Genomic DNA, 15,001 nt, shown 5'->3' with positions numbered 1-15,001 from the left:
GGGGTGGTACGGAAGCTGGGGGGTGTGTCTACTTCACGGCGCCGGCGGTGATGCCGCGCGTGAGGGTGCGCTGGAAGATGAGGAAGAAGACCAGGGTCGGAATGAGACCGAGCAGCGCCGAGGCGCTCGTGGTGGTGACATCCATCAGTCGGTCGCCCTGCAGCACGCTGATGGCCACCGGAACCGTCTGGTTCGAGTTCGAGACCAGGAAGGTGAGCGGGATGAGGAACTCGTTCCAGGTCCAGATGAAGAAGAAGATGAGGAGCACGGCGAGCGTGGGCCGCGAGATCGGCACGATCACCCGCCACAGCGTCTTCCAGCGCCCGGCGCCGTCGAGCGCCGCCGCCTCGAGCACCTCCTTGGGGAAGGTGCCGAACACCGACGACAGCAGGTACGTGCCGAACGCGCTCTGGATGACGGTGAAGATGATGATGACGCTCCACACGTTGTCGTAGAGACCCACCTGCTTGAACATGTAGTACAGCGGGTAGAGCAGCGCCTCCTGCGGCAGCAGGTTCGCGAGCAGGAACAGCACGATGATCGAGGTGCGCGCCCTGACCCGGCCGATGCCGATGGCGAAGGCGTTCAGCACCGAGATGAGCACGGCGAGAACGGCGACGGCGCCCGAGATGAAGATGCTGTTCCACAGCTTCTCGGGGAAGTCGACGCGCTCCCAGAACCGCACGATGCCGTCGAAGTAGAGCTGGGTGGGCAGCTGCAGGGGGCCGGTCGCCGCATAGTCCTGCGGCGACTTGAACGAGTTGATGAGGATGAGGATGAACGGGAAGGCGATGAGCGCGGCCACCACGATCGCAGCGATCAGCAGCACCCAGTCGGTCACCGTGCGGGGGCGTTTGCCGTTCTTCCGGCGCTTCACCGGGGCGGGGCCGTCGGTCGGCGCTGCCGGGCGGACGGGAGCAGTCGTGGCGGTCACAGGCCGGCCCTCTCCTTCTCTTCACCGCGCAGCTGGGCACGGATGAACGCGATGGCGACCACCGCGATGATGACGGTGAGCGCGGTGGCGATGGTGGCGCCGTAGCCCACCTGCTGCGCCTGGAAGAACTCGCTGTAGGCGTAGTAGGCGGGAACCAGGGTGGAGGTTCCCGGGCCGCCGCCCGTGAGCACGTAGATGGGGCCGAACACCTTGAGCGCGGCGATGGTGCAGGTGAGCGCCACCACGTAGATCTCGGGACGGATGATGCTGATGGTGATGGAGCGGAACCGCTGCAGCCAGTTCGCGCCGTCGAGCTCCGCCGCCTCGTAGAGCTCCGGGTCGACGCGCTGCAGTGCCGCCATGAAGATGACAACCGGGTAGCCGATCTGCACCCAGACCATCACCACCATGATGCTGGCGAGCGCGGTGTCGGGGCTGCCCAGCCAGTTGTGGGCGAGCTGGCCGAGCCCGATCCCCTCGAGGATCTGGTTGAGCGCACCGTCATTGCCGGGCCGGAGGATCCAGCCGATCACGATGCCGGCCACCGCCACGGGGAGGATCTGCGGCAGGTAGTAGGTCGCGCGCAGGAAGCTCGCCAGCCGGCCCCCGAAGCGACGGCCGATGAGGTCGAACAGCAGCGCCGCGAGCAGGAGGCCGAGCACCGTGGGCACGATGACCATCGCGATGATCATCGCGATCGAGTTGCGGAACGAGGCCCAGAAGGCCGCGTCGCCGAACAGCTCGATCCAGTTCTCGAGACCGATGAACTCCGGCGGCTTGATGCCGCGCCACTCCGTGAAGCTGAGGTAGACGTTCCATCCCAGCGGGATGAGCACGATCACCGTCAGCAGCACGAAGCCGGGCAGCAGGTAGAGCCAGTAGGCGCCGCGGCCGCGGCCGCCCCGACTCGGGATGAGTGGTTCATCCGGAGTCGGGGCGACCCGGGCCGCGCGCTTCGCCGGGCGGACGAAGGGCACGGAGGTTGCCATGAGGGGCCTTCCTGCTTCCTTGGTGCTTCTTGGTGTGTCTTGGTGTGTCTCGTGAGCGCGCTTCTCAGCGCGCCGACTCACTTGCGGAAGTCGTCGACGTACGAGTCGTAGTCGTCGCCCAGCGTGGTGAGCACGGTGGTGGAGTCCTCCGTGCCGTTGATGAGGTTCTGCAGCTCGCCGTTCAGCTCGTCGTAGAACGTGGGGGTGGGCCAGTCGGGGTAGAAGGCCAGGCCGTCGCGCTCGTTGATGGTGTTGAACTGGTCGATCAGCTCCTTGCTCTTCTCGTCGGTGATGTCGGCGATGTCGGCGGCCACCGGGAGGCCTCCGTTGTTTCCGAGGATGGCCTGGATCTCGGGCCGCATCGTGATGTCGATGAACTTGTAGGCGAGGTCGGGGTTCTTGGCACTGGTCGGCACCACCCACATGTTGCCCGCCGAGCCGAGGTTCAGCTCCGACTCCGGGAACTCGAAGATGCCCCAGTCGAAGCCCGTGATCTCCTCGGTGAAGCGGCCGTACCACCAGCTGCCCGAGACGAACATCGGGGCGTCGCCGTTGATGAACGACACACCCGCGTCTTCGGCCTTGAGGCCGGAGGCGTCGGGCGAGATGTAGCCCTTGTCGACGTAGTCCTTCACGGTGTCGGTGGCGTAGGTGAGCGGCTCGCCCTGCCAGTCGACGGGGTTGCTGTAGAGCTGGTAGTCGTCGACCCAGGAACGGTCGGCCTTGCTGAGTGCCAGCTGGTACCAGAGCTGACCCAGGGGGTACTCCTGAGCGGCTTCGGCCAGCGGCGTGGTGCCGGCGTCCTTGAACGCCTTCATGTCGGCTTCGAACTCGGCGTAGGTCGTGGGCACCTCGAGGCCGGCCTCGGCGAAGGCGTCCTTGTTGTAGTACACGGTGACGAACTCGCCGTAGTTGGGAACGCCGTACCAGGGGCCCGAGCCCATCACGCCGTCCTCGTCGTAGCGCGCGGTGGTCTGCAGCGCCGGGGCGAGCTTGTCGTCCCAGCCGTACTCCTCCACCGCATCCGTGATGTCGGTGAGAAGGCCCTGGCTGGCGAGCAGGCCCGCGGTGCCGTTGCCCTTGGCGTACTCGAGGATGTCGGGCGCCTCGTTCGAGTTGAGAACCTGGCTGGCGGTCGAGCGGATCTGCTCGAAGCCCTTCTCCTCGAACTCGACGGTGGCGCCGGTCTCCTCCTCGAAGACCTTGATCGCCTCGTCCCAGGCCTTGCCCATGGCGCTGTCGGCGCCTTCGTAATGCCAGAGAGTGAGCGTCTTGTCGTCGCCGGAGTCGCCGGAGCCGCTCGAGCAGCCGGCGAGAACCGTGGTCGCGGCGGCGAGGGTCGCCATTCCGGCGAGGACGCGGGTGCGTCGTTTCACTGTCTACCTCCTTGTAGTGAGCAGGATGCTCGGTGTTCTGGGTGTGGTGCGGTGGTGGGGTCCGGATTGTCGAAGCGCTTCGATCGTGTGCGACGACACTCGCGGGACAACGCCTGCGGGGTCAGGTGACTGTGGCGGTCGACCCTTTGGCGATGTACGTGGGCGGAACCAGTTCGACGACCGGGTCGGTCGACCCGCTGAGCTGGCTCATGGTGAGCTCGACCCCTCGGCGCCCGGTGACCAGGGCGGGAAGAGGGATGACGTCGAGCGGGGGATCGAGCTGATCGGTCGGGAAGCTGGAGCAGGCCGAGACGATCGACAGATCGCCCGGAACGCTCCGGCCCTCCTTGCGGAGCAGCTCGAGGAGCATGGTGTGCACGGGCTCGTTGCAGTTGAGCACGAGGGCCGTGAGATCGGGGAGGGATGCGCAGAGCTCGGTGAGAGCCGATCTCACGCTCGCCGGGTCTTGCTCGGGCATCACGAACAGGGTGTCGACACCGAACTCGACGGCGGCCGCGGCGAAGGCGTCACGGAAGCGGATCGGGAAGTTCGAGCCGCGCTCGTAGAGCTCGGAGGGGTGGCCGATCAGGCCGATCTGGCGGTGGCCCTGGCTCACCAGCCGCTCCACCGACAGGCGGGCGGCCGACTCGAAGTCGAGGTCGACGCAGGTGAGGCCTGAGGTGTCGCCCGGAATGCCGACGAGGGTGACCGGGATGTCGAGCTCGCGCACGAGCGGCACCCGGGTGTCGTCGCGGTCGACGTCGAGCAGCACGATGCCGTCGACGAGCTTCGAGGAGACCATGCGGCGCAGGCCGTTCACCGCCTCGTCCTGCACGAGCAGAACGGTGTCGTAGTCGAACTCGCGGGCGGCTTCGGCGATCGCGAGCACGAAGGTCATATGAGCCGGAGCGTAGGTGTCGGCGTGCAAAGGGGCGCTCAGGGCGAGCAGGTTCGTGCGGCTGCCGGCGAGCATCCGCGCCCCGGCGTTCGGTCGGTAGCCGAGCTCGGCGACGGCGGCGTCGATGCGGTCGCGGGTGGCTGCGGCGATGGTGCGCTTGCCGCTCAAGGCGTACGAGACCGTCGAGATCGATACACCGGCCGCGCGGGCGACGTCTTGGATCGATGCCATCTCGCGCCCTCCCTGTCGTCTCTGCCAGCAGTGTCGAAGCGCTTCGCGGAAGCGCTTCGACACCACGGTAGATACTCATCGGCGCTCGGTCAACCTTTTCACCCTAATTTGTTGCCAGTGAGCACAAATAGCTCGGCGCTCTTCTTCAGGTGGCGGCAGCCGGCGACTCGATCGCGGCGGCGACGACGCGGGCCATCCGCGGGCGGATCATGTGGTCGCTCACGTTGACGACGTGGGTCGTGACGTTGCGCATCTTCTCGATGATGGCGAGGTTGCCGGGCACGAGGAACTCGTCGAGGCGGCCGTAGACGACCTCGACCGGGCGATCGACCTGCGCGAGATCGCTGATCACCGTCTGCGACTCGATGCAGTGCTCGAGCGACTTGACGAAGGCGTCCCAGTTCTCCTCCGTGATCTCCATCACGTGCTCGACCGGAAGCAGCCTCGAGACGATGGCCGCGTGGGCGATCGTGAAGTCCTTGTTCTGCCGGAAGAACTGATACGCCTGCAGGTAGCCGCTCACCCGCTGCCGCACCCGGGGGTCGCCGATCTCGTTCGGCGAGAGGTAGACCGGCGGGCTGACCAGCACGAGCTTGTCGATGTGGGATTCGTGGGTGGCGGCGTAGCGGCTCGCGATGAGGGTGCCGAGCGAGTGGCCGACCAGCACGAAGGGATGTTCGAGGTGCAGCGACCGGATCGTGTGGGCGAGGGCCGCCACATGCTCGTCGAGAGTGTACTCGGCGTGCTCGGGGCGGGGCGAACCCCCGAAGCCGAGCAGATCGATGGCGATCACCCGATGGGTCTTCGAGACGAGCGGCTCGAGGTAGTGGAACGTCGCCGACGACGAGGCGATGCCATGGATCATCACGACCACGGGTGCGCGGCCCGGGGTCGAGCTCGCGCCCGGCCCGGTGTCGTACGCGACGGACAGCAGGGGTGCCCGTGGGTCGCGGAGGGCCTCGATCACGTCGTCAAGCCTCGACATGTGTTCACTCTGCCCGCGCCGGAGGCCCGGCGCAACGACCGGTGACCCGAACGCGGCCCGCTCTCGAGGTGACCTCTCCCGGGCAGTCTTCCGTGGGGGCTCCTCGAGGCGCCGCGGCGCGCGCTGAGGTCACGACTGCGTCGACGCCCACTCCGCGACGCGACGGGCGCTCTCCTCGGGCGAGATGTCTTCCACCCGCGTCATGATCGACCAGCGCACCCCGAACGGGTCGAGCACCGAGGCGAACCGGTCGCCCGAGACGAAGCTCATCGGCTTCTCGCGCACGGTGGCGCCTTTCGCCTCGGCGGCAGCGGTGACCTCGTCGACGGCCTCGACGTACACCGCGAGCGAGTAGCTGGCGCCGCGCTCGGGGTCGGTGAGCACGAGCCCGTACGACTCCAGCGGGTCGCTCAGGGTGAGCATGCCCGTGCCGAAGTCGAGCACCGCGTGCGCTACGAGTTCGGTGCCGGCGTCGCCCGGAAAGCGTGTGACGTCGACGAGACGGGCACCGAACACCGCCGAGTAGAACTCCAGCGCGTCGGCGGCAGGCGACACCACGATGTGCGGGGTGATCGAGGTGGAGCCGTGGGGCAGACCGTCGGTCGTGTGCTCGCCGGTGACTCCCGTGACGGGGGTGTGTGATTCAGTGGTCATGGCGCCATCGTAGGAAGGCTGCGCGGGCCCGTCTTGAACTTTCGCGACACTGTGGAGAGATGCCGTTTCGGCGCTCTCTGGGGAGGAGGCGCATCCGATGTCGGAACCGACCTCGAAGGGGCATCTCAACCCCGGCGATGCCGGGGTCTCGTTCGACCGTTTCGAGCTGGGCCCCGGTCTCGGTGAACTCGTCCGCCACGTCTGGGTGGTGCGCTGGAGCCTGCCGGTCGGCGAGACCCGGCCGCAGCGCGTGCTGAGTTATCCCGCCCTCAACGTCGTGGTGCAGGCCCACGGCGCGGTGCTGGCGGGGCCCGACCCGAGGGTCTCTGTGACCGAGCTCCAGGGCAGCGGCTGGGGCGTCGGCGTGCTGTTCCGGCCCGCCGCCGGGCCGCTGCTCGCGACGGAGCCGCCGCGCGAGCTGGTGGGGAGGGTGGTTCCGTTCCGGGGTGCGCCGTCGGGGCGCATCACCGCCCTCCTCGAGCGCGGCGGATCACGCCACGAGCTCATCGCCGCCCTCCGCTCGTGGCTCGTCCCGCTCGGCGCCGCTGTCGACGAGAGCGGGGTGCTGGTGAACCGGATCGCCCACGCTGCCGAGTCGGAGCCCGACCTCGTGCGTGCCGCCGACCTCGCCGAACGAACGGGTATGGGGCTGAGAACGCTCGAACGGCTCACGCGGGAGTTCATCGGCGTCACGCCGAAGTGGCTCATCGAATGCCGCAGGCTGCAGGAGGCGGCGACGCGGCTGCACGCGCATCCGTCGACCGCGCTCAGCCCGCTCGCCGCCGAGCTCGGGTACGCCGACTACGCCCACTTCGCGCGCCGGTACAGCGCGATCGTCGGGGAGTCGCCGAGGGCGACGGTGCTCTCCGCCGAACGACGTGCAGACGCCGCGACGGAGGGCTGACGACGGCGAAGCGGGCGCCTGCGCCGCTTCAGCCTCGGCGCGTGGCGCCGACCGTGCCGGCGCCGTCGCGTGCTCGTCGCAGCCGATCAGTGCTCGTCGTACTTGCCCTCGAAGAGGATCTCGGAGACCTCGTTGAAGCGGTAGTTCGCCGTCGCCGGGCCGTCGGTGCCGTCGGTGGCGGAGACGAAGCGGTAGACGAGCTGGCCCTCGCTGTACGGCAGCACCAGTTCTTCGGGCGCGCCGTCGTCGAGCGGGATGGTCTGGTCGTCGAGCGGGCCGCCGGAGAGGTGGGCGAGTGCGGGAGTGGTCATCGTCCCAGGCTACCCGGGCAGGCGCCCTTTGCGGATGTCGGTGGTGTACCCCAGGATGTGCGCAGGAGGCGATCATGAGCGGAGCACCGAACGCGGGCGGCGGCCCGGCCCAGCCCCGCGGGTCGTTCACGATCGAGCCGCGGGGCGGGTACTCGCTCGCCGCGAGCATCCGGTTCCTCGAGGGCTTCGAACCCGCCGCCTTCCCGTCGGCGCCCGAGGGTGCGCCCGCGGTGCTCGACGCCGCCTTCGCGCTCGAGGGTTCGTGGCTGACGGTGGGGGTGTCGGTCGAGCAGAGCGAGTCGGGCGCGGTGAAGGGGCGGCTGTTCTCCGAGCGCGCGCTGGGGCGGGCCGAGCTGTCGGCGGCGAAGTCGCAGGTGGAGCGCATCCTGTCGCTCGACGTCGACGGCAGCGGCTACGCCGAGGTGGGCGAGCGAGACCCGGTCATCAGGCGCCTCCAGTCCGCCTTTCCTGGGCTCCGGCCGGTGTGCTTCTGGTCGTGGTACGAGGCGGCGGCGTGGTCGATCATCGGCCAGCGGATGCGCATGGGCCAGGCCGCGGCCGTCAAGGCCGGGCTCGCCACCGAACTCGGAACGCAGGTGCAGGTGGGCGGGTCGCCGCAGCGGGCGTTCCCGGCTCCCCGGCAGCTGGCCGAGCTGCAGTACTTCCCCGGGCTCACTGCCGCGAAGGTGGAGAGGCTGCGGGCCCTCGCCGAGACTGCGCGGGTGAACAGGTTCGACAGCGCGATGCTGCGCTCGCTGCCCCGAGCCGAAGCGCTGGCGGCGCTGCAGGAGCTGCCCGGCATCGGCCCGCTCTCGGCCGAGCTCGTGCTGCTGCGCGGGGCCGGCGACCCCGACCACGTTCCCGAGCACACCGCCCGCCTCACGGCGGCGGTGCAGTGGGCCTACGACCTCGACACTCCCCCGACCGCCGAACACATCGCCTCGCTCGCCGAAGCCTGGGCCCCGTACCGCACCTGGGTCGTCGTGCTCCTCCGCTCCGCCCACTACGAGGCCACGCGCGGCTGAGGCGGCCTGCCGCCCGCCGCGTCGGCTCACCCCGCGTCGCTCCGGCCGAACGACGGAGCCTCCCTCCGAGGCGGGAGGGCGACGGATCCCGGTGCCGCCGCATCCGGCTCGAGATTCGGTCGTGTCGTGCGAGGAGTGTGGGGCTGGTCAGTGGGCGGCGACGTGGGCGAGGGCGAAGCCCGCGAAGGTGACGCAGTCGTCGGCGAGGTCGACGGGGATGCTCACCCAGTCTTTGAAGGGGCGTTTCGCTCCGCCGGGGTCGAAGAGCTCGGCCCCGGGGAGGGCCAGGGCGCCGGAGTGCTCGGGGGTGCCCGCGCCGAGCTTCAGCCCGATGAGCTCACCGTTCAGGCAGGCGAACATCGTGCCCGAGAGCTTGAGGATGGGCCGACCCATCATGCGCCCGCGCTCGATGGCGGTGTCGCCGAGCTCGGCGGCCACCCGATCGAACACCTCGAGCGCCTGCTGCGACGGAACGGGTGCGGCCATGCGTCCTCCCGGAATCGGCACCCCGCGCCGCGGGGCTCAGCTGTGCCGCCAGCGTACCGCCCACCGCGTGCAGCCGGCCGCGCGCCGCCGCGGATCAGGGGGCGTAGCTGCCGACCAGGCGCACGGCGCCGCCGTCGACGCCCTTGGCGCCCTGCTCGAATCCCGCGAGGCCGTCGGGGCGGGGTGCCGTCGACACGGTGCCGACGGGCCAGGTGCGGATGCCCTCCGCCTCGATCGCCGCCGCCACCGCCGACGCGGTGCGGGCCGAGACCACGGCGAAGAACCCGACGCCGAGGTTCCAGGTGCCCTCCGAGCTCTCGAGCGAGCTGCCCGCCAGCGACGACAGCACGCGGAACACCGGCGCCGGCGACCAGCTCGACCGGTCGACCTCGACCCACGAGCCCTGCGGCAGCACCCGCGCCAGGTTGGCGGCGATGCCCCCGCCGGTCACGTGCGACAGCGCGTGCACGGCCCCCGCGAGCACCGGGTCGCCGAGCACCCGCACGAGCGGGCCGGTGTAGAGGCGGGTCGGCTCGAGCAGCACCTCGCCCACCACGCCGCCGAAGTCTGCCGAGGTGTCGCCGTAGCCGAGCGAGGCCCCCGCGAGGATGTGCCGCACCAGCGAGAACCCGTTCGAGTGCAGTCCCGACGACTCCAGAGCCAGCACGACGTCGCCGTCGACGACCCTGTCGGCGCCGAGCAGCGCATCCGCTTCGACCACGCCCACCGCGGCTCCCGCCACGTCGTAGTCGTCTTCGCCCATGAGGCCGGGATGCTCGGCCGTCTCGCCGCCCACGAGCGCCGTGCCGGTCTCGGCGCAGGCGTTCGCGATGCCGGCGACGATCGTGGCGATGCGCTCCGGCACGACCTTGCCGCAGGCGATGTAGTCGGTCATGAACAACGGCCGGGCGCCCACCACGACGATGTCGTCGACGACCATGCCCACCAGGTCTTGCCCGATGGTGTCGTGCTTGTCGAGCGCCTGCGCGATGGCGATCTTGGTGCCGACACCGTCGGTCGAGGTGGCCAGGAGCGGATGCGCGTACCCCTTCAACGCCGCCGCGTCGAACAGTCCGGCGAAGCCGCCGACCCCGCCCAGCACCTCGGGGCCGTGGGTGCGCTGCACCGCGGCCTTCATCAGCTCGACCGCGCGGTCGCCCGCCTCGGTGTCGACCCCGGCCGCCGCATAAGAGTTGCTCATGCCCCTATTGTCGCGGATGCGGCGCCCGGAGTCCCGCCAGGCGACGCGGGCCGACGCCAGAGGCCACCGGTCACCGCCCGGCGTCGGCCGCGCGGCGGTCACTCAGCGGCGAGGAGCGCCACGGCGTCCTGCACCTGGCCGAAGAAGGTGGCCTGGTCGGCGAGCTCGGCCGGGTCGTCGGAGCGGCCCTGGATCGAGATCGTGAACGCCCTGCCGTCTTCGCGCTCGAGGTACCACGAGCCCGCGAGCACCCCCACCGAGCTGCCGCCCTTGAAGGCCACGTAGCTCCAGTCGTCGCCGAGCGCATCCGCCCCGAGCCCGGGGTTCACGGCGAGGATCTCCCGCACCGGCGCCCCGGCCTCCGTCTCGGCGAGCTGCTGCAGCCCGAGGTGCACGGCGGTGAGGTCGTCGGCGGTGGTGAACCAGTCGAGCCCGTACTGCCAGACCGGCGTGGTGACCGCCGACGCCTTCACGTCGGGCAGACCGCCGGGCAGGGAGTCGAGCAGTGCCTGTCGTTCCGAGGAGTCGGCATCGTTCCAGGCGTCGCGCCCTGCTGTCTCGGCAGCCCCCTCGCCCCAGCCGAGCTGGAACAGACCGCGAGTGGTGAGCAGCGGGTCGGCCTCGGAGGGATCGTGGTGGCCGAGTTCGGTGAACGCCTGTCGCACCGCATCCGGGCCGACCGCCTCGATGAGGAGATCGGTCGCGGTGTTGTCGCTGATCGCGATCATCTTCTCGGCGGCGTCGCGCACGGTGACCTCGGTGCCCGACGGCTCGTTCTGCAGCTCGCCCGAGGGGAGGCTCTTCACGTCGTCGGTGATGGCGAGGGGCGTCTCCCAGGTGATGCCGCCGTCGGCGACCGTCTGGGCGACCGCGCCGAGCACGTAGAGCTTGAACATCGAACCGGAGGGCATCGGCTCGTCGGCGGCAAGGCCCGACGCCGACACCACCCGCTCGTCGGTGGGCGAGGTCACCTCGGTGACGACGAGTCGGCCGTCGGCGGCGAAGGACTCCACGGCGTCTTCGAGCTCCTGCCAGCTGGCGGCGGGCACCCGATCGGCAGCGACCGGGGTGAAGAGCAGGCCCGCGAGGCGGTCTTCGGCGTCGAGCGCGAGCTGCATGTCGAGGGCATCGCCGGAGGCCGGGGTGATGGTGATGACGGCCTGGGTCCCCAGGGCTTCGACCGCGGTCGGCACCCAGGGGGCCTGCGCCCCGAGCTGACCGAACACCGCGACGAGCTCGTCTGGGCTGATCGACTCGAGCGCCTCAGGAGCGAACCGGGCCTCGACATCGGCCCGCTGGTCTTTCTCGGTGATGTCGCCGTTGATGGCCTTCAGCACCCACGCGGCCTGCTCGCCGAGCGCTCCTGCCGGCAGTTCGACCTCGCTCGCCGCGACGGCGGTGGCCGATGCTGCGGCCCCCGGGTCGGTTGACCCGGCGGGCGTGCAGGCGGCCAGCGTGAGCGCGAGTGCCGCTGCGGTCGCGGTGGCGGCGGCGGAACGGGCGGCGGCGGACGCGCCGACGCGCCCTGCCCGTCGGCGGCGGGTGGGGCGGTCGCGCGCGGCGCCACGGTCACCTCGCAGGGTCGTGGTGGGCGATTGGTCGAAGATCTCGTCGCTCATACCCCGAGTCAACAGGCCGGCGTCGTCCCGCACATCCGGCCAGAGGGGGAACCCGCTCCCCCACAGGGATGATGGCCGGAGGTGATGGACGGGGCATCATCCCACCCGCGGCCGGGGCGCGGGGCTCTTGCGCGTCACTGCGTCGGCGGCCCCGCCGGGAAGCCGGAGGTGCCGCCGGGGAAGCCGCCGCTCGGGACGGTGCCCGCGGTCGACGAGCCGCCGAGGCCGCTGAGTCCCGAGGTGCCGGTCTCCGAGTCGGAGTCGAGCACGTCGGAATCGAGGTCGGCGAGCACGACGACGTCACCCTCCGAGACGCCCGAGGTGATCTCGGTGCGTTCCGCTCCCATCGCGCCGACCTCGACCGGGGTCGGCTGCGAGGTGCCGCCGACGAGCAGGTCGACGGTGTAGTCCGTCCCGGAGCGGTGCACCGCCGAGGTGGGCACTGTCAGCACCGATGCCTGCGACGCCACCGCGACCTCCACCTGCGCCGACGCCCCGGTGAGGAGCGTCTGGTCGGTGGGATCGAGCGCGATCACCACGTCGTAGGAGGGCGTCGACGAGTCGGTCGACACGTCGAGCACGCCGATCGAGCTCACGACACCGGTCAGCGGCATGTCGCCCTCACCGCTCGCCAGAGGAACGGATGCGGTCTGCCCGACCGCGAGCTTCGGCACGTTCGCGAGGGTGACGGTGGTCGACACGAGGTAGCCGTCGTCGCCGAGCACCGTGATCGCGGCGGAGGTCGAGGCCGCCGTGACGGTGTCGCCGACCGCGAGGGAGACCGCAGCGACCATGCCCGCGATGGGGCTGGTGAGAGCGGCCAGCGTGAGCTGCTGCTGAGCGATGGCGAGGTCGGACTTCGCCACCTCGATCTCGGCCTGGTCGGCGACGATCGTCTCGGCGGTGATGGTGCCGGTCGTACCGGTGCCGGATGTGCCCCCACCGCTGGCGGCGGCCGCGCCGGAGCTCGACCCCGTGTCGACCGCCGCCACGAGCGCCACCGTCGTGGTGGCTGCGGCCGAAGCCGAGCCCGAGCGGGAGGCCGTCGCCGCCGCGGGCGCGGCCTGGGGCGTGGGTTCGGCGGAGGCCGTCGGCGTCGGGGTCGAGGTCGAGGTCGGGGCCGGGGTCGCGGTCGCGGATGCGCCGTCGGAACCCGCCGACCCGCTGCTCGAGCCGTCGGCCGAGCCCGCCGCCGCAACCGCGGCGGCGACGGCGGTCTGGAGGCGGGCGACCGCGTCGTCGAGGGCAGTCATGAGGTCGAGCAGGGTGGATTGAGCGGCCTGCACCGCGACCTGCTCGGTCTGCACCTCCCCGATCGCCGTCTGGCAGGCGGCGAGATCGGACTTGATCGCGTCGAGCGCAGCCGAACCGTCTGCGGTGCCCGCGTCGCCGCCGGTGCCGGCCCCGGCATCCGCATCGTCGTCGGACGCATCGTCACCGGCGTCGGACTCGCCGTCCGACGAACCGGTGCCGCCTCCGGCGACGATGTCGTCGATCGTGGCCTCGAGGAAGGGGCGGCACGCGGTGTCGCTCGACGCGATGGTCTCCTGAGTGGCGTCGGTCGCCGCCCGGGCAGTGGCGTACTGGTCGAGAAGGGCCTGCTGCGCCGCCTTCACCGCCGCGACGGCGGTGTCGATGGCGGCGGAGTCGAAGGTGGATCCGCCCGAGCCCGCCCCACCGCTCGAGCCGGAGTCGCTGCCGCCCCCTGTCCCGCCGGAAGGCGTCGCACCCGAAGACCCACCCGCCCCCGATGGCGCGTCGCCCGCCGCCCCCGCTGCCGCATCGCCCGAGACCCCCGTCTCGGCAGAACCTCCGGCGCTCGTCGAGCTGCTCGTCGACCCCGAGGACTGCGCTTCGAGATCGCTCGCCAACTGCTCCTCGGCCGCCGTGACCGCCTCCTGGGCCTCATCGACAGCATCCTGCAGATCGGAGGTGTCGAGCGTCGCGAGTCGCTGCCCCGCCGCGACGGTGTCGCCCACCGAGACCGATACCCCGTTCACCGTGCCGCCCACCTGGAACGACGTGTCGCTGCGGCTCACCGACGCGACCGTGCCGCTCAGCGCGAGCGTCTCGTCGACCGTGCCGAGCTCGGCGGTCGCGGTGCGGTAGTTCCCACCCGACCCCTGCGAGAGGGCGAAAGCCGCCCCGCCGCCGACCGCGCACAGCACCGCCGTCGCGGTGAGAACGGCGACGACCCGCCGATTGCGGCGACGTCGCGCCGTCGCCTTCTTCGCAGAGGGAGGTGTCGGTTGCTTCGCCGGCACCTCGGATGCGGTGAGCAGGTTCGAAGACCCCTTCGCCGGGTCGTCGGCCCCTGTCGCGATCGGCGGCGCCGCCGCGACGCCGCGGTCGGCCTTCCGCCACCGGCTGCCCCTCTCGCCTGGCTTCCTCATCGTCAGCTCCCGTTCGACGTCGACGAACCGGCACCGGAGCCTGAGCCCGAGCCCGACGGCCGCTGCCCGCTCATGCCGCCGGGGCCGCCCGGTGTGCCGCCGAAGCCGGTGGAGCATCCGTTCTCGCCGGCCTCCGAGACCGTGAGCGAGGTCGCCGTCACCGCCCCGCTGTCGTCGGCCTCGCCCTGCGCCGTGACGCAGGCCCCCACGACGAGCGCCGAGGAGTCGGCCGTGACGGTCGAGGTGTAGCTCGTCGAGTCGTCGACGGCGACCTCGGTGCTCGAGCTCGCGCCGTCGGCGTCGGTGGTCTCGACGGTGATCGTCGAGCCCGACACGGCGGTGACCAGTCCGCTCGTGAACCCGCCGAAGCCCCCTCCGCCGCCCGCGCCCGAGTCGCCGGGTGCGCCGGTGGGCATCACGCCGTCGGGAGCGTCCGTGGGCGGGGTGGCACCGTCGGGGAGGTCGGTAGGAGGCGCCCCGTCGCCCCCGGGGAACCCTCCCCCCGCCCCGCCGGGGCCCGCAGTCTCGCACGCGCCGTCGGCCGCCGCGCTGATCACCACCGAGGTCGCCGCGCCCGTCGAGTCGGCGGCCGCCGAGTCGGTGCCCGCCGAATCGTTACCTGCCGCGTCGGCGCTGCCGGCGCCCGCATCCGTTCCCCCGCCGAACGACAGGGTGGTGACGCAGACACCGGCTGTCACATCGGAGAGCGCCGCGGCGACGGTCTTCGAGATGCTCGTCGAGTCGGAGTAGCTGACCGCTGTCTGCGAGTCGCTCGACTGCACCTGCAGAGTGGTGCCGGTGATGGCGGCGATCTCGCCTGAGATGCCGCCGCCCCCGGGCGCCCGGCCCCCGGCCTGCGACGGAGCGCTGGTGGCCGCCGGGGTGGAGGATGCGGTGGTCGAGCTGGCGCAGGCCGAGAGCGTGAGCACGCCGGCGGCGGCGAGCACGAGGCCCGCGCGCACGGTGAGGGTTCGAATGAGTGTCATCGTCGTAAC

General features: G+C 71.1%; 14 protein-coding genes. 2 read left to right on the top strand and 12 right to left on the bottom strand.

Annotated elements, in window-relative coordinates; all coding sequences use genetic code 11:
- Window positions 1-28 precede the first annotated feature (28 nt).
- From ABFY20_RS02795 to ABFY20_RS02770, 6 genes are all read right to left on the bottom strand, one after another.
- The gene (locus ABFY20_RS02795) at window positions 29-877 is read right to left on the bottom strand and encodes a carbohydrate ABC transporter permease (RefSeq protein ID WP_368499851.1); all 849 of its coding nucleotides are present in this window, start codon (window positions 875-877) and stop codon (window positions 29-31) included.
- Between the two features lie 53 nt (window positions 878-930).
- Complete coding sequence (locus ABFY20_RS02790; protein ID WP_368498433.1) at window positions 931-1,923, bottom strand: carbohydrate ABC transporter permease; 993 nt, start codon at window positions 1,921-1,923, stop codon at window positions 931-933.
- A 77-nt stretch (window positions 1,924-2,000) separates the two neighbouring features.
- A complete protein-coding gene (locus tag ABFY20_RS02785) occupies window positions 2,001-3,299 on the bottom strand; it encodes an ABC transporter substrate-binding protein (RefSeq protein ID WP_368498432.1) in 1,299 nt (432 codons plus the stop codon).
- A 121-nt stretch (window positions 3,300-3,420) separates the two neighbouring features.
- A complete protein-coding gene (locus ABFY20_RS02780; protein ID WP_368498431.1) occupies window positions 3,421-4,428 on the bottom strand; it encodes a LacI family DNA-binding transcriptional regulator in 1,008 nt (335 codons plus the stop codon).
- A gap of 145 nt (window positions 4,429-4,573) precedes the next feature.
- A complete protein-coding gene (locus ABFY20_RS02775) occupies window positions 4,574-5,413 on the bottom strand; it encodes an alpha/beta fold hydrolase (protein WP_368498430.1) in 840 nt (279 codons plus the stop codon).
- A 129-nt stretch (window positions 5,414-5,542) separates the two neighbouring features.
- A complete protein-coding gene (locus tag ABFY20_RS02770; protein WP_368498429.1) occupies window positions 5,543-6,067 on the bottom strand; it encodes a VOC family protein in 525 nt (174 codons plus the stop codon).
- Window positions 6,068-6,164: 97 nt separating this feature from the next.
- On the opposite strand from ABFY20_RS02770, the gene ABFY20_RS02765 reads away from it, so the two are divergent.
- On the top strand, window positions 6,165-6,971 hold the full coding sequence (locus tag ABFY20_RS02765) for a helix-turn-helix domain-containing protein (protein WP_368498428.1): 807 nt from the start codon (window positions 6,165-6,167) through the stop codon (window positions 6,969-6,971).
- 86 nt (window positions 6,972-7,057) lie between these two features.
- On the opposite strand, the gene ABFY20_RS02760 is transcribed toward ABFY20_RS02765, so the two are convergent.
- Entirely contained in the window at window positions 7,058-7,282 is a 225-nt protein-coding gene (locus ABFY20_RS02760; protein ID WP_368498427.1) for a response regulator, read from the bottom strand.
- 74 nt (window positions 7,283-7,356) lie between these two features.
- Between ABFY20_RS02760 and ABFY20_RS02755 the strand changes: the two genes are divergently transcribed.
- Window positions 7,357-8,307 (top strand): DNA-3-methyladenine glycosylase, encoded by a 951-nt coding sequence (locus tag ABFY20_RS02755; RefSeq protein WP_368498426.1) that lies wholly within the window; start codon window positions 7,357-7,359, stop codon window positions 8,305-8,307.
- A 147-nt stretch (window positions 8,308-8,454) separates the two neighbouring features.
- Here the strand turns inward: ABFY20_RS02755 and ABFY20_RS02750 are convergent, their stop codons facing one another.
- From ABFY20_RS02750 to ABFY20_RS02730, 5 genes are all read right to left on the bottom strand, one after another.
- On the bottom strand, window positions 8,455-8,793 hold the full coding sequence (locus ABFY20_RS02750; RefSeq protein ID WP_368498425.1) for a hypothetical protein: 339 nt from the start codon (window positions 8,791-8,793) through the stop codon (window positions 8,455-8,457).
- Between the two features lie 94 nt (window positions 8,794-8,887).
- The gene (gene purM, locus ABFY20_RS02745; RefSeq protein ID WP_368498424.1) at window positions 8,888-9,994 is read right to left on the bottom strand and encodes a phosphoribosylformylglycinamidine cyclo-ligase; all 1,107 of its coding nucleotides are present in this window, start codon (window positions 9,992-9,994) and stop codon (window positions 8,888-8,890) included.
- 98 nt (window positions 9,995-10,092) lie between these two features.
- Window positions 10,093-11,613 (bottom strand): serine hydrolase, encoded by a 1,521-nt coding sequence (locus ABFY20_RS02740; RefSeq protein WP_368498423.1) that lies wholly within the window; start codon window positions 11,611-11,613, stop codon window positions 10,093-10,095.
- A 134-nt stretch (window positions 11,614-11,747) separates the two neighbouring features.
- Entirely contained in the window at window positions 11,748-14,006 is a 2,259-nt protein-coding gene (locus tag ABFY20_RS02735) for an HlyD family efflux transporter periplasmic adaptor subunit (protein ID WP_368498422.1), read from the bottom strand.
- A gap of 2 nt (window positions 14,007-14,008) precedes the next feature.
- Entirely contained in the window at window positions 14,009-14,992 is a 984-nt protein-coding gene (locus ABFY20_RS02730) for a DUF5666 domain-containing protein (protein WP_368498421.1), read from the bottom strand.
- Between the last annotated feature and the right edge of the window lie 9 nt (window positions 14,993-15,001).

Source organism: Herbiconiux sp. A18JL235 (assembly GCF_040939305.1).
Lineage (GTDB): Bacteria > Actinomycetota > Actinomycetes > Actinomycetales > Microbacteriaceae > Herbiconiux.
This window is presented reverse-complemented; position numbering and strand designations above follow the sequence as displayed.